Annotated in this window: 11 protein-coding genes and 2 pseudogenes; 7 read left to right on the forward strand and 6 right to left on the reverse strand. The window is 67.9% G+C overall.

The features are described 5' to 3' along the window. Positions 1-104: 104 nt before the first annotated feature. A pseudogene (locus ABZ412_RS08855) lies at positions 105-996 on the reverse strand (IS5 family transposase). Positions 997-1065: 69 nt separating this feature from the next. Between ABZ412_RS08855 and ABZ412_RS08860 the strand changes: the two are divergent. Then, positions 1066-1746, forward strand: a pseudogene (locus tag ABZ412_RS08860) (maleylpyruvate isomerase N-terminal domain-containing protein). 16 nt (positions 1747-1762) lie between these two features. On the opposite strand, the gene ABZ412_RS08865 reads toward ABZ412_RS08860, so the two are convergent. Together ABZ412_RS08865 and ABZ412_RS08870 are read right to left on the reverse strand one after the other, a co-directional pair. Continuing rightward, complete coding sequence (locus ABZ412_RS08865) at positions 1763-1951, reverse strand: DUF397 domain-containing protein (RefSeq protein ID WP_357278189.1); 189 nt, start codon at positions 1949-1951, stop codon at positions 1763-1765. Next, on the reverse strand, positions 1948-2847 hold the full coding sequence (locus tag ABZ412_RS08870; RefSeq protein WP_357278192.1) for a helix-turn-helix transcriptional regulator: 900 nt from the start codon (positions 2845-2847) through the stop codon (positions 1948-1950). Before ABZ412_RS08870 ends, ABZ412_RS08865 begins: the two co-directional genes overlap by 4 nt. Before the next feature lie 529 nt (positions 2848-3376). Between ABZ412_RS08870 and ABZ412_RS08875 the strand changes: the two genes are divergently transcribed. Then, complete coding sequence (locus ABZ412_RS08875; protein WP_357278194.1) at positions 3377-3877, forward strand: hypothetical protein; 501 nt, start codon at positions 3377-3379, stop codon at positions 3875-3877. Positions 3878-3889: 12 nt separating this feature from the next. Here ABZ412_RS08875 and ABZ412_RS08880 read toward each other — a convergent pair whose 3' ends face one another. The 3 genes from ABZ412_RS08880 to ABZ412_RS08890 form a co-directional block, all read right to left on the reverse strand. After that, entirely contained in the window at positions 3890-6904 is a 3015-nt protein-coding gene (locus tag ABZ412_RS08880; RefSeq protein WP_357278197.1) for a bifunctional [glutamine synthetase] adenylyltransferase/[glutamine synthetase]-adenylyl-L-tyrosine phosphorylase, read from the reverse strand. 202 nt (positions 6905-7106) lie between these two features. Further along, the gene (locus ABZ412_RS08885) at positions 7107-8447 is read right to left on the reverse strand and encodes a glutamine synthetase family protein (RefSeq protein WP_357278199.1); all 1341 of its coding nucleotides are present in this window, start codon (positions 8445-8447) and stop codon (positions 7107-7109) included. A gap of 128 nt (positions 8448-8575) precedes the next feature. Continuing rightward, on the reverse strand, positions 8576-10051 hold the full coding sequence (locus ABZ412_RS08890) for an alpha/beta hydrolase (protein WP_357278995.1): 1476 nt from the start codon (positions 10049-10051) through the stop codon (positions 8576-8578). Positions 10052-10259: 208 nt separating this feature from the next. Here ABZ412_RS08890 and ABZ412_RS08895 point away from each other — a divergent pair, with 208 nt between their 5' ends. From ABZ412_RS08895 to ABZ412_RS08915, 5 genes are all read left to right on the forward strand, one after another. Beyond that, positions 10260-11390, forward strand: coding sequence for a trypsin-like peptidase domain-containing protein (locus tag ABZ412_RS08895; RefSeq protein WP_357278202.1), 1131 nt, complete (start codon positions 10260-10262; stop codon positions 11388-11390). Between the two features lie 109 nt (positions 11391-11499). After that, positions 11500-12351, forward strand: coding sequence for a 3-methyl-2-oxobutanoate hydroxymethyltransferase (gene panB, locus ABZ412_RS08900; protein WP_357278204.1), 852 nt, complete (start codon positions 11500-11502; stop codon positions 12349-12351). 268 nt (positions 12352-12619) lie between these two features. Then, positions 12620-13060 carry a hypothetical protein gene (locus ABZ412_RS08905; RefSeq protein WP_357278207.1) on the forward strand — a complete coding sequence of 147 codons (441 nt, stop codon included), beginning with the start codon at positions 12620-12622 and terminating at the stop codon, positions 13058-13060. Next, entirely contained in the window at positions 13060-14016 is a 957-nt protein-coding gene (gene pip, locus ABZ412_RS08910) for a prolyl aminopeptidase (protein WP_357278210.1), read from the forward strand. Before ABZ412_RS08905 ends, pip begins: the two co-directional genes overlap by 1 nt. Continuing rightward, entirely contained in the window at positions 14017-14907 is an 891-nt protein-coding gene (locus ABZ412_RS08915) for a CHAD domain-containing protein (RefSeq protein WP_357278212.1), read from the forward strand. The last annotated feature ends 30 nt before the right edge of the window (positions 14908-14937 follow it).

Consider the following 14937-nt stretch of genomic DNA (forward strand, 5'->3'; position numbering starts at 1 on the left):
CGCAACCAGCACGCCAGACCCGTCCGCGACTTCGCAGTCGGATCCAAGATCCGCCGACCGGATTACCTATCCAACGTTGCCTGACGCGGCACTAGGGCCTGTCCTCAAAGCCATATGAGCAGGGTGGCCAGGTCGAGCATGCCTCGGTAGGAGGTTGCTGTCTTGTCGTAGCGGGTGGCGATCGCTCGGTACTGTTTGAGCCGGTTGAAGCAGCGTTCGACCACGTTGCGGCGTCGATAGGCGATCGGGTCGAACACCGGTGGACGGCCACCGTTTCTGCCTCGGCGACGACGGTTGGCCTGCTGGTCGATGCGTTCGGGAATCGTCGCGGCAATACCGCGACCACGCAGGTGCTCGCGGATGGCGCGGGTGGAATAACCCTTGTCGGCCAGGACTCGCCGCGGCCGTGTCCAGGGCCGGCCTCGGCCAGGCCGCGGCATTCGGATACCGGCCAGCACCCGGGTAAACACGGTGCAGTCGTTGATGTTGCCCGCGGTCAGCACGACCGCCAGCGGGCGGCCCAGCCGATCGCAGGCCAGATGAATTTTCGTGGTCGGGCCACCGCGTGAGCGGCCGATGGCATGATCACCTGGTTCGGTGTGCCCTTCGCCGGATTGGTTGTCCCCCTGTGTGAACCACGCGTGCGCGCGCGCCGGCAGCGTGCTGGTGGGCACGCACGAGCGAGGAGTCCACCGATACCTCCCGGTCGAGTTCGTCGACCGCGTCGGCGATCACACGCACCTGCTCGACCAGCATGGCCAGGGTGCCGTTGCGGGTCCAGCGCCAGAACCGGTTGTAAACCGTCTGCCACGGCCCGTACCGGTCGGGCAGATCCCGCCAGGCCACACCGGTCTTGGCCTTGTACAGCATCGCGTTGATCACCCGCCGGTCATCCACGCGGGGGCGGCCTTTCGCTCCGGATACCGGCAGCAAGACCTCGATCGTCCGCCACTGCTGCTCGGTCAACTCGTGCCTGCGAACCACACGGGCAATCAAATCAGAACCGCTGCAGCAACTTTGCAGATCAGCAGAACTAGCTTTGAGGACACTACCTAGGGTGTCCTCATGGGGAGAGATGACATCCTTACCGGGTTCCGCCAGGAGGCGAAGGCACTGGTCCACGTGGCATCAGGGCTCTCCGAAATCGAATTCGCCAAGCCGACACCCTGCGCACCGTGGACGGTCACCGAGTTGCTCGCCCACGTGGTCACCGGGATCTAGCGCGTGACCGACGGCCTGACCGTCCCCGAACCGGCCACGGCTCCCCTCAACGCCGTCAACTACTACAACCCGCGAATCTTCGACGCGCAGGCCAATATCGAACGCGTGGCACTCGCCCAGCGGAGCGCCACCGCCTACCCCTCCGGCCTAGCCGTCGTCGCCGCACTCGACGCCGCCTGGCCGCTGGTCCACGACTCCGCCCGCCGCGAACCCGACGACCGCCGACTGATGACCCGCTGGAACATCGGCATGGGCCTCACCGACTTCCTCATCACCCGCGTGGCCGAACTCGCCCTCCACGGTCTGGACCTCGCTACCGCTCTCGACCGCACCCCCTGGACCACCCCGGAGGCCGCCGCCATCGTCACCACCCTGCTGCTGGTCTCCGGCAACCCCGACGACCTCGCTCCGCTGGGCTGGGACCCCATGACCTATCTCGCCAAGGCCAGTGGCCGCACGCCACTGACCGCGGACGAGGCGGCCCACATCGAACAGGTTGGCGTGGAATGGATTCCACTCGGCTGAGCCGCGCGTCCCCGCGTCAGCGGTCCCAGATGCGACTGCCGAGGAAGACGTCCCACTCGGAGCCGTCGAAGAACAGTTCCGGGCCACCGGGATTCTTCGAGTCGCGAACACCGACACGATCATCGTCCTGGTAGACCTCGACGCACTGGTTCGAGGTTTCACTTCGGGTGGACTTGTACCACTGCCGGACAGGCGGATTGTTCACGCCGCATACTCCTTCGCCACCTCGAGCACCATGGTCCTGGTGTCGTCCTCAGTCAACGCTACCGTTTGCAGAGCGGCGATCGCCTCGCGATAGCGGTCGATCACGTCGGTTCGATCGTGATAGAGGGCCCCTACAGCGCCCTCGAGGTAGACGACGGGCGGCTCGGGCAGGCGACTCTGAAGGCTGTCGAAATCCAGCAGGGTGAATGACTGCATCACAAGGCCTCGGTGGGGACCGATTCCGAATGGAATGACGCGGATACCAACGTTTTCCCGCTCGCTCACCTCCGCGAGCCAGCGCAGCTGAGCGGCCATCACGGCGGGTTCCGCGGGGCGATGCCGCAGGACCGCCTCCGACAGAAAGACCTTCAACTGGAAGGCTGGGTTATCGAGCCGGATCTGCCGACGCTCCATCAATTCGATCCGCCGCTCGGTATCGACAATCGACAGCTCCGGCGCATCCAGCTTGGCGACCGCCCGGCGATAATCAGCGGTCTGCAACAGACCGTGGACCAGCACGAGCTGATGTGTGGTCATGCGATCGGCTGCCGCTTCGAGCCGCAGGTAATGCGGAAAATGCGAAGGCAATTGATCCGCGTACGGCTGCCAGAAACCCTTCGAATTGCCTTGCAACTTATCGGCTTTTGCCTGCTCCCTGACTTCTCGCCAGAGACTCAGCGCCTCCGCCCGACTTGCCTCGTCTGCCTGATAGAAGGTGAGCAGACTTTCGAGCTGCATGGTGGTGATCTTCGTGAGCATGCCGTCTTCCAGCCGCACGATGGTCATGCGAGAGGTTTCAGCGTGCAGTCCAGCTGCCAGTGCAGTCTTCTTCGCCCCTTCCCGCATCTGACGCAAGAAGTTTCCAAATGCCCTGCGGGAGACCGTTGATCCGGCCATGTTAGTTAGCCTCGCAATCTACGGATTGCTCAGAACCGGTGCGCGCTCATGGTGAGCATGCACACCATGAGCGTGCACAGCCTGAGCGTGCACAGTGTGTGCACCCATCGTAATTCGCGTGCAGCACACTGTGAACGGCTCTCTTCGGCCATTCTGGGTGTACCGAGAACCGGCGCCGAGCGACAACGCCCGCGACGCTGTTCGGGAATCAGGCCATTCGGGAACCACGCAATTCGAGGGGATGCCGTAATGCTCTGGGACACATGGGCGCTGCTGTCGATTCTCGCTCTCTGCCTGGCCGTGATCGGCTGGAGCGTGTGGGGTTTCTACCGGGATGAGCATCCGGGTGGTGAGGCCCGGTTTCTCCGACTGTGTCTCGACGGTTCGAGGTATGTGGAGGCGCCGGCGAGCGGGCGGGCGGGGCACCGTCACCGCGGGCGGCATCGGACCGGGTCATGGCGTGGGGGTTCGTCGTTCCCCGCGTCGCGGACGTAGGGCGGTGAGGATGTTGTCCTGGACCACATCTCGCGTGAGCCATCACCGACTGCCGCTGACGCCGTCGATGCAGACTTCCGACAGCGTGAAGATCATGCTGTGGCCACATCGGCTGTGCACCGAAGGCGATGGCCACCGGCCCGGTTCGTGCAGCGCGCGCAGGCAGCTACTGGGAATCGCCCGCCAAGCCGGCTGGCCCTGGATCGACGACCTTCCGGACAACTCGCGAGTTCCTTCGATCCCGGGTAAGAGAGAGAAGGTGATCATGGATGAACCGGCGCAGATACTGGGTGTACAGGGAAACTATTCGTTGGTCAGGTGGGAAGGTCGCCGGTTTCCCGGTTTGAGCATCCAAGGCGACAGCCTCCATATCCTGCGAGGCGTGCTGGAGGAGGCGGAATCAGAGCTGACCTGCGGAAGTCTCGAGGACGCCCTGTTCGCGGTCAGGGAGGCGTTGGACACGGTTATCGCGATGGATCTCTCGTACCAGGAGATGATGGGGCAGCGAAACCTACCGCTGCCCTACTTCTACTGATGCCTCATGGTGCTATTCGCCGCCGAAGACTCTCTCCACCACCGTTTTCGCGCGGCGGGTGACGCGCATGTAGTGGTCGAGGAATTCGCTGCCGTCGTCGTTGGGCCAGCCCGCGACGCGGGCCACCGCCGACAGGAGGGTGCCCGGGCCGGGGAGTTGGTCGGCTGGTTTGCCGCGGACGAGGACCAGGGCGTTGCGGGCCTTGGTGGCGGTCAGCCAGGCGTCGCGGAGGAGTTCGGCGTCGGCGGTGTCGATGAGTTCGGCACGCTCGATGGCGTCGAGGGACTGGAGGGTGGAGGTGTTGTGGAGGTCGGGGACCTCGTGGGCGTGCAGCAGCTGGAGGAGCTGGACGGTCCATTCGATGTCGGCCAGTCCGCCGCGGCCCAGTTTGGTGTGGGTGGCGGGGTTGGCTCCGCGCGGGAGGCGTTCGGAGTCGACGCGGGCCTTGATGCGGCGGATCTCGCGGACACCCTCCGGTGACATGCCGCCCTCGGGGTAGCGGACCGGATCGATGGTGCGCAGGAAGCGGATTCCGAGTTCGGGGTCGCCCGCGACCTGGTGCGCGCGCAGCAGCGCCTGGACTTCCCACGGCTGCGCCCACTGCTGGTAGTAGGCGGCGTACGCGGCCAGGGTGCGGACCAGCGCGCCGTTGCGGCCCTCGGGGCGCAGTCCGGCGTCGACCTGCAGCGGCGGGTCGGTGCTGGGCGCGCCGAGCAGGCGCTGCACCTGTTCGGCTACGCCGACAGCCCATTTCACGGCGACGGTCTCATCCTCGCCGGGCCGCGGGTCGCAGACGAACAGCACGTCGGCGTCGGAGCCGTAGCCCAGTTCCATGCCGCCGAGCCTCCCCATGCCGATGACGGCGAAGTCCGCGGGCGCGGGTCTGCCGAGTTCGGCTTCACTGGCCCGGATCACGGCCTGCAGCGCGGCTTCCAGGGTCGCGATCCACACCGAGGACAGCGCCTCGCACACCTGCTGCACGTCGAGCATGCCGAGTACGTCGGCGGAGGCCACGCGGGCCAGTTCGTGCCGGCGCAGCGAGCGCGCCGTGGCGACCGCGCGCTTGGGATCGTCGTAACGCCGTGCCCCGGACAGGATTCCGCGCGCCACGTCCGAGGGCTTGGTGGCCAGCAGCAGCGGCCCGTTGGGGCCGTCGGCGTACATGCGGATGGTCTCGGGCGCGTTGATCAGCAGGTCCGGCAGGTACGCCGAGGAGCCGAGCACGATCATCAGCCGTTGCGCGATGGCCCCTTCGTCGCGCAGTTCGCGCAGGAACCAGATCTCGTTGTCGAGGCCCTCGGACACCCGCCGGTAGGCGAGCAGGCCCGCGTCGGGATTCGGTGTCTCGCCGAGCCATTCGAGCAGGGTGGGCAGCAGCAGCGCCTGGATGCGACCCTTGCGCCCGACCTCACCGGTCAGCGCCTTGAGGTGGCCGAGCGCGTTCTCCGGGGCGACGTAGCCCAGCGCGGCCAGCTGCCGCACGGCCGCCTCGGGGCTCAGGCGCAGCTGGGCGGCGTCCATGCGCGCCACCGAGTCCAGCAGCGGGCGGTAGAAGAGCTTGGCGTGCAGCCGCCGCACCCGCACCGCGTTGCGTTTGATCTCGCTGGTGAGCACCCCGACCGCGTCCTGGCGGCCGTCCGGACGCATGTGCGCGGCGCGCGCCAGCCAGCGCATGCCCTCCTCGTCCTCGGGGGCGGGCAGGGTGTGGGTGCGCTTGAGCTTCTGCAGCTGCAGCCGGTGTTCGAGCAGCCGCAGGAATTCGTAGGAGGCGGTGAGGTTGGCGGCGTCGTCGCGGCCCACGTAGCCGCCCGCGGCCAGCGCGCCCAGCGCCTCCACGGTGCTCTGCACGTGCAGCGACTCGTCGGCCTTGCCGTGCACCAATTGCAGCAGCTGGACGGCGAATTCGACATCGCGCAGACTGCCATGCCCGAGTTTGAGCTCGCGTTCGCGCAGATCGGCGGGCACCAGGTCCTCGACACGGCGGCGCATGGCCTGCACGTCGGCGACGAAGTCGGGTCGCTCGTTGGCCGCCCACACCATGGGCATGAGGGCCTTCTGGTATTCGCGACCGAGGTCGAGATCGCCGGTGGCGGGCCGCATCTTGAGCAGCGCCTGGAATTCCCAGGTACGCGCCCACCGCTTGTAGTACGCGATGTGCGAGTCCAGGGTGCGGACCAGCGCGCCCGCCTTGCCCTCGGGGCGCAGCGCGGCGTCGATCTCGAAGAACGCGGCGCTGCCCACGCTCATCATCTCCGCGGCGAGCCGGGTGGCGGTGGTATCGGCCGGTTCGGCGACGAAGATGACATCCACGTCGGAGACGTAGTTCAGTTCCCGCGCACCGCATTTGCCCATGGCGATGACGGCCAGGTGCACCGGCACCTCACGGTCCTGGCACACCCGCGCGACCGCGACCGACAGCGCCGCGGTGAGCGCGGCGTCGGCCAGATCGGTGAGGTGCTGACCCACCTGCTGGTACGGCAGCACCGGTTCGTTCTCGACGGTGGCGGCCAGGTCGATGGCGGCCAGCAGCATGAGCTGATCGCGATACCGCTTGCGCAGCAAGGCGATCGCTTCGGGCCCGGAGATCCCCGCCCGGTACATCATGGGCCCGGCCGCGGCCCCGTTCTCCGGGACGGCGTGCACGGCGTCCAGCAGATCCGCCAGCACTTCCGCGCGGCTGGGCAGTGTGGGCCGCCGCAGCAGCCGCCACGCGCCCGGATCGGCCACCAGGTGGTCGGCGAAGGCGCTGGAGGAGCCGATCAGTGCGAACAGCCGCCCGCGCAGCGCGGAGTCGCGGCGCAGTTCGGAATCCACGGCCGCCCAATCGCTCCCGAGTTGCTCGCGCAGCCGGATCAGCGTCAACAGCGCCAGATCGGCGTCGGGGGAACGCGACAGCGCCCACAGCAGGGGAACACTGTCCACGTTGTCCCACGCCAACTCTCGCAGAGAGGCGGCGGCCGACGGCTCGAGCAGACCGAGCCGCCCGACACCGGGCACAGCGGAACGAGCAGTCGGAGGCCGAACCATGTCCTTCAAATTACAGGTCGTGCCCACCAGACATGTCACCCATCCCGCCCAAACCAGACACTGTGTCCAATCCGCCTCCAGTCCGCGACGCCGCCGAGTGGCCGTGGTGACGTGCCGATCCGGGCATGAGAGTGGTGGGGGGGAGACACGAATAGGGCCGCAATCGCGAGGATTGCGGCCCGATTCGGGTGTTTCGCCGGGGTCAGAGACCCAGGTACTCCTTCAGCTCATAGGGCGTCACCTGGGCGCGGTAACCGGCCCATTCGCGGCGCTTGTTGCGCAGGAAGAAGTCGAAGACGTGCTCGCCCAGGGTCTCGGCGACCAGTTCGGACTTCTCCATCGCCTTGAGCGCCTCGTCCAGCGACGCGGGCAGCTCACGGAAGCCCATGGCGCGACGCTCGGCCGAGGTCAGCGACCACACGTCGTCCTCGGCCTCCGGCGGCAGCGTGTAGCCCTTCTCGATACCGCGCAGGCCCGCGGCCAGCAGCACCGCGAAGGCCAGGTACGGGTTGCAGGCGCTGTCAGGGCTGCGGATCTCGACGCGACGCGACGCCGACTTGTTCGGGGTGTACATCGGGACGCGCACCAGCGCAGAACGATTCGAGCGACCCCAGGAGGCGGCCGTGGGGGCCTCGCCGCCGTGGATGAGGCGCTTGTAGGAGTTCACCCACTGGTTGGTGATCGCGGAGATCTCGTGCGCGTGCTCGAGGATGCCCGCGATGAAGGCGCGCGCGGTCTCCGACAGGTTGTCCGGGTCGTCGGGGTCGGCGAAGGCGTTCTGCTCGCCCTCGAACAGCGACATGTGGGTGTGCATGGCCGAACCCGGGTGGTCGGCGAACGGCTTGGGCATGAAGCTCGCGCGCACGCCCTCGTCGATGGCCACTTCCTTGATCAGGTAGCGGAAGGTCATGACGTTGTCGGCCATCGACAGCGCGTCGGCGTAACGCAGGTCGATCTCCTGCTGGCCGGGCGCGCCCTCGTGGTGGCTGAACTCCACCGAGATGCCCATGGACTCCAGCGAGTCGATGGCGTGGCGGCGGAAGTTGGGGGCCTCGTCGTGCACGGCCTGGTCGAAGAAGCCGCCGTTGTCGGCCGGGATCGGCGAGGTGCCGTCGTGCGGGCCGGGCTTGAGCAGGAAGAACTCGATCTCGGGGTGCACGTAGCAGCTGAAGCCCAGGTCACCGGCCTTGTTGAGCTGACGCCGCAGCACGTGCCGGGGGTCGGCCCACGACGGCGAGCCGTCGGGCATGGCGATATCGCAGAACATGCGCGCCGAATGCTGGTGGCCCTTCGAGGTGGACCACGGCAGCACCTGGAAGGTGGACGGATCCGGCTTGGCCACCATGTCGGCCTCGGAGACCCGGGCAAACCCCTCGATGGCCGAACCGTCGAAGCCGATACCCTCCTCGAACGCACCCTCGAGCTCGGCGGGCGCGATCGCCACGGACTTGAGATATCCCAGGACATCGGTGAACCAGAGACGCACGAAACGGATGTCCCGCTCTTCGAGCGTCCGGAGCACGAATTCCTTCTGACGGTCCATGACCGCGAGCGTAGGGTCCCGGAGTTAAATCCGTGTTACATACGCCGACAGATTCAACTCTCGGAACTGTCAGCAGTGACGACCCCGAACCGCGCGGAGATTCCGGCGCGCGGCCCGGGCGTCAGCGATCAGCAGGTGAGGCCCTGGGCGGGCTGCTTCAGGTCCACGAGATAGTCGATGACGGGGTCGTCGACGCATTTCACACCGGACAGCGACACCGTGTGGCGTGTCCCGTTGAAGGTGATGAGCGAGGCGCCGAGCTGCTGGGCCAGGTTCACGCCCGCCTGATAGGGGGTGGCCGGATCCTCGGTCGTGGAGATCACCACGACCTTGGGCAGGTTCGGGATCGAAATCTTGTGCGGGGTGCTGGTATTGGGGACCGGCCAGATGGCGCACAGTTCCAGCGGGGCGGCATCGCTGCCGTGACCGTCGTCGAGGAAAGGCGCGACGCGGCGGTAGTCGGCGTCCTGCTTGGCGGCGACGGCGCGGTCGGTGACGGCCGGATCGTCCACGCAGCGGATGGAGTTGAAGGCGTCGGCGCTGTTGTCGTAGGTGCCGTCGTCGTGACGGCCGTCGTACATGTCGGCCAGCGCGAGCAGCGTGTCGCCGCTGCCCTGGGCCAGCTCGCGCAGGCCCTTGGTGAGGGCGGGCCACAAGCGGTTGGAGTACAGGGTCTGCTGGACGCCGGTGATGGCGTCGCCGTAGTGCAGGCCGCGACCGTCCTGGGTGGGCACCGGCTTGTCCCACAGCGGGTCGACGAGGGTGCGGAACTTCTTGGTGGCCTGACCCGGGTCGTCGCCGAGCGGGCAGTTGGTCTTCTCCTTGGCCGCGCAGTCCGCCGCGTAGGCGTCGAACGCCTTCTGGAAGCTGGCTGCCTGCGCCACCGACTCCTTGACCGGATCCTGTTCCGGATCCAGCGCGCCGTCGAGGACCAGGGCGCGCACCTTGTCGGGGAACTTCTCGGCGTAGGCGTAACCCAGGCGGGTGCCGTAGGAGTAGCCCACATAGCTGAGCTTGGGGTCGCCGAGCGCGGCCCGGATCACGTCCATGTCCTGCACGACCTCGCGGGTGCCGACGTGGCCGAGGAACTCCTTGCCGGTGCGCTCCACGCACTTGCCGGCGAAGTCCTTGTTCTCCGCCTCGAGCGCGGCGATGCCGGCGGGCGAGTTGTCCCAGTTCGGCTCGGCGCGCTGGGCGTCGTTCTCGGCGTCTGTCCGGCATTTGATCGCGGGCTGCGACGCGCCGATACCGCGCGGATCGAAGCCGATCCGGTCGAAGCGGTCGGCCAGCGCGGTACTGTCACCGAGGGCGACCATGCTCAGGCCGGTCACGCCCGGTCCGCCGGGGTTGAACAGCAGCGAACCGATCTTGTCGCCGCTCGCCTTCACCCGCGAGATGGCGATCTTGGCGGTGGTCCCGCCGGGATTGGCGTAGTCGACCGGCACGGTCACCCGGGTGCACTCGGCGTCGCGCGGCATCTGGTCTTCGCTGTACTCGCGGCAGCTGCCCCAGTTCAGGGTCTGGTTGTAGAAGGATTCCATCCCCACCGGTGCCGACGCGGTGGGATTGCCGTCCACCACACTGGTGCACGCAGCCGCGGTCATCGCCAACGCCGTCGCCATGAGCACGACCCGGCCGGTTCGCATCAACGCCATCCCACGATCGTGCCATGTCACGGTTTCGGCCATGGTGGAGGTTCGGTGCGGGTCCTCCCCGGTCCGTGGGTGTTCGCACGGAAAGTCCCCAGGCCGCTCTCAGAAACCGCATGCTTAATGGGAGAGAACCGGGGGGCTCTACGCACGAGGGGATGCCATGTCCGTACAACCACTTTCGCCGAATCGGTCCACCACCCGCTCATCCCGCCCCCGCGCGCTGCGTATCGCCGCGGCGGCGGCGGTCGCGCTGACCGCCACGCTGGGACTGGTCGCGTGCGGGCCCTCGACCCTGCCGGGTGCGCCGATCGCGGAATCGCCGGGCGGGGTGACGAAGAGCCAGCCCATCGACTTCACCACCGCGCCAGCCGATCTCGACGTGGCCGCGCGAAATGTGGTGCCGGGCATCGTGGATATCGACACCGAGCTGGGGCTGCAGAACGGCGAGGGCGCGGGGACCGGCATCGTGCTCGGCTCGGACGGCATCGTGCTCACCAACAATCACGTGGTGGAGGGCGCGACCAAGATCTCGGCGACCGATCTCGGGAACGGGCGGACCTACGAGGCCACCGTGGTCGGGTTCGACCGCAGCGAGGACATGGCCGTCATCAAACTGACCGGGGCGTCCGGATTGCAGACCGCGCCGCTCGGCGACTCCGACAAGGTGGCCGTCGGCGACCCCGTGGTGGGTGTCGGCAACGCCGGCGGCCGCGGCGAGCCCACTCCCGCCCAGGGCACGGTGACCGCGCTGAACCGGTCCATCACCGCCAGCGACGACGCCACCGGCAGCTCCGAGCAGCTGACCGGCCTCATCCAGGTCGCCGCGAGTATCGAACCCGGCGACTCCGGGGGCCCGCTCGTCGACGCGACCGGCAAGGTGATCGGCATGGACACCGCCGCGTCCAAGGGGTTCCGGTTCAGCATCGGCGGCGGTCAGGGCTTCGCCATCCCGATCAACAAGGCCGCCGGGGTGGCCAAGCAGATCCAGGCGGGCCAGGGCTCGGACCGCATCCACATCGGCGACACCGCCTTCATCGGCGTCTCCGTGACCTCCGCCGGGGGCGGCGCGCAGATCCGGGGCGTGGTCCAGGGCGGGCCCGCCGATCAGCTCGGGATGGTCGCCCGCGACGTCATCACCGGCCTCGACGACCACACCATTACCACGGCCACCGACCTCACCGCGACCATGGACCTACACCACCCGGGCGACACCGTCACATTGAAATGGACCGACGCGAGCGGGCAGAACCGGTCGGAGCGCGTCCAGCTGGCGAAGGGACCGGTCGGCTGAGATGTGAGCAATTGCATCGCTGGGGTGAGCGGCCGCAATGGCAGACTGAGGACGTCAGAACAACCCGGGGACCCGGCACGGGCCTCGAGGAACGACGAAAGGGACGATGATGTCCGTATCCGATGCGGAAACCCCTGTGTACGGTTCGGCGCCGACAACTCCCGCGCGGCGGAAGACGCGAGTGCAGCACCTGCAGCAGATGAAGCAGGCGGGCGAGCGCTGGTCCATGCTCACCGCCTACGACTACTCCACCGCTCGGCTCTTCGAAGAGGCCGGAATTCCGGTCCTGCTGGTCGGCGACTCGGCCGCCAATGTGGTGTACGGCTACGACACCACCGTGGCGATCACCGTCGACGAACTGATCCCGCTGGTGCGCGGCGTCGTGAAGGGCGCTCCGCACGCGCTGGTCGTGGCCGACCTGCCGTTCGGCAGCTACGAGTCCTCCCCCGAACAGGCGCTGGCCACGGCCGTGCGGTTCATGAAGGAGACCGGGGCGCACGCGGTGAAGCTGGAGGGCGGCGAGCGCGTGGCCGACACCATCCACACGCTGACCGCCGCCGGCATTCCGGTGATGGCGCACATCGGGTTCACCCCGCAGAGCGTCAACACGCTGGGCGGATTCCGGGTGCAGGGCCGCGGCGACGGGGCCGAGCAGCTCATCGCCGACGCCATCGCGGTGCAGGAGGCCGGGGCCTTCTCCGTCGTGATGGAGATGGTGCCCGCCGAGCTGGCCGGGCAGGTCACCCGCAAGCTGACCATTCCGACCGTCGGCATCGGCGCGGGCGTGGAATGCGATGCGCAGGTGCTGGTCTGGCAGGACATGGTGGGCTACACCGGCGGCAAGACCGCCAAGTTCGTCAAGCAGTTCGCGGATGTGGGCGGGCAATTGCGTACCGCCGCAGCCACTTACGCCGACGAGGTACGGCGCGGGGTGTTCCCCGGCCCGGAGCACAGCTACTGAGCGGTCCGGCCGCGCAGTGAACGGGAACGCCCCCGCGATGATCGCGGGGGCGTTTCGCCGCTCGGTGGGCCGATACGGAGATGCCGCGGGCCGACACGGCGACGCCGTGGACCGATGCCGGGACTCGAGGTCACCCACCGACGCCCTGCCCGGCACTTTTCATAGCTTCCGGCTATCCCCCAGCCTTCGGGGCCCGTCATCTCGGTCCACAGCCCGATTTTGGTGGCAGACTCGAAAGCCAACGAGCTGGAACGACCAAAGGGAATTCATGGATCGTGGAACTAGTCGCTGGATCCGCCGTACCTCGCTGCTGGGCGCGGCGTTGGCCGCCGTCGCGCTGACCGCCGCGTGCGGGGACAACACCTCCACCGGGTCGTCGCAGCCCAAGGGCTCCGGCTCATCGCTCACCTCCGCACCGTCGACCCCGCCGAGCACCGCCGCACAATTGAACATTTCCGAGGATCAGGCCAAGCAGCTGTGCGACATGCTGCGCCCGCAGCTGTCGGACTGGCGGGTGCAGGGTCCGACGCTGGGCAAGATCGCGTTCAACGCGACCGTCGCCCAGTGGGCGGTGCAGAACGGCCTGTTCATTCCCAGCGAGCGGGGCGTGGTCGACCGGGTCACCACCAAGAGCTGTGCGGATGTGCGCGATCAGACGCTGTCCGCGCTGGAGATCCCGAACATGGCCGCGGGCCTGGTGGCGGGCTGATGCGCACTCTGTACCCGGCGATCGAGCCCTACGAGCAGGGCAAGCTGGATGTCGGCGACGGTCAGTCGCTCTACTACGAGGTGAGCGGCAATCCGGACGGCAAGCCCGCCGTCTTCCTGCACGGCGGACCGGGCGGCGGCACCGCGCCCTACCACCGGCAGTTCTTCGATCCCGAGGCGTACCGGATCGTGCTGTTCGATCAGCGCGGGTGCGGGCAGTCGACGCCGCACATCGCCGACGCGGCGAGCCTCGAGCACAACACCACCTGGGACCTGGTCGCCGATATCGAAAGGCTGCGAACGCATCTGGGCATCGAGCAGTGGCTGGTGTTCGGCGGATCGTGGGGTTCGACGCTGGCGTTGAGCTACGCCCAGACCCACCCGGACCGGGTCACCGAGCTGGTGCTGCGCGGCATATTCCTGTTGCGGCGCAAGGAAATCGATTGGTACTACAATGGCTCCGCGGGGTACGTGTACCCCGACGAGTGGGAGAAGTTCCTGGCGCCGGTGCCGGAAGCCGACCGCGGGCGTGACCTCGTCGAGGTCTATCACCGCCTGCTGCACTCCCCCGATGCCGCTCTCGCCACCGACGCGGCCGTCGCGTGGTCCACCTGGGAGGGTGCCACGAGTTCCCTGCTGCCCCAGCCGGATCGGGTCGCCGAGACCGCCGATCCGCGCTTCGCGCTGGCGTTCGCGCGCATCGAGAACCACTACTTCGTCAATGGCGGCTTCCTCGACGAGGGACAGCTGCTGCGCGACATCGACCGCATCGCCCACATTCCCGGCGTCATCGTGCAGGGCCGCTACGACGTCGTGTGCCCGGCCACCAGCGCCTGGGATCTGCACCGGGCCTGGCCCGGCTCGGAACTGCACCTGGTGGCCGACGCCGGCCACGCGGCCCTCGAACCCGGCATCACCCACCACCTGGTGGAAGCCACCGACAAGTACAGGACGTAGATGAGCACCACAGCCGGTCCCGCCTTGGTCGACGCAGTAGCCGCCGATGTGGACCGGCTGTGTACGGCCGAACCCGATGTGCGCCAGGACCTTCCGGACTCGGTGCACAAGATGCGGGTGGCCACCCGGCGGCTGCGCAGCGTGCTGAAGTCCTACCGGCGGGTGCTGCGCCGCGCACCGGTCACCGAGATCACCGATGAATTGCGCTGGCTGGCGGGATTGCTGGGGGTGGCCCGGGACGCGGAGGTACGCGCCGAACGCTTCACCGAGCTGCTCGCCGCCACCGGGGCACCGCGCGAGCAGACGGTGCCGATGGACGAGAGACCCACTCACCACCAAGGTTTCGCCCAGCGGCTCATCGCCGAGGAGCGCAATACCTATGCCGGAGCCCACCGCGCGGTGGTCACCGCGTTCGGCGACCACCGCTACGCTTCGCTGATCCGCGGTCTGCAGGATTTACTCACCGACCCGCCGCTGAAGGACTCCCGCGCCGGCGAACCGGCGGAACCGGTCTTCACCAAGGTCCTGCGCCGTGACCTCCGGAAGCTGCGCCACCTCGTGCACGCCGAGCACGGCCTGTCCGGGGACGAGCGCATCGAGCGCCTGCACGATATTCGCAAGGCCGCCAAACGATTGCGCTACTCCGCCGAGGCCGCCACCGCCGTCCTCGGCAAACCCGCCGAGGACCTCGGCAAGAAGGCCAAACACCTACAGGGAGTGCTCGGCGACCACCGTGACGCCGTGGAAGCGCTCAACACGATCCGCACCCACGCCGTCGACGCCGACTACACCTACCAACACCTGTGTGACGCCGAGGCGGCAGCAGCCGCCCAGGCCCTCGACCAGTACCCCGACGCCGTCGAATTCGTCCACCACCACCCGCTGGGCTGACCCGGACGAGCGGTTCGCACCCGCGAAATG

This window comes from Nocardia sp. NPDC005746 (assembly GCF_040630785.1).
Classification (GTDB): domain Bacteria; phylum Actinomycetota; class Actinomycetes; order Mycobacteriales; family Mycobacteriaceae; genus Nocardia.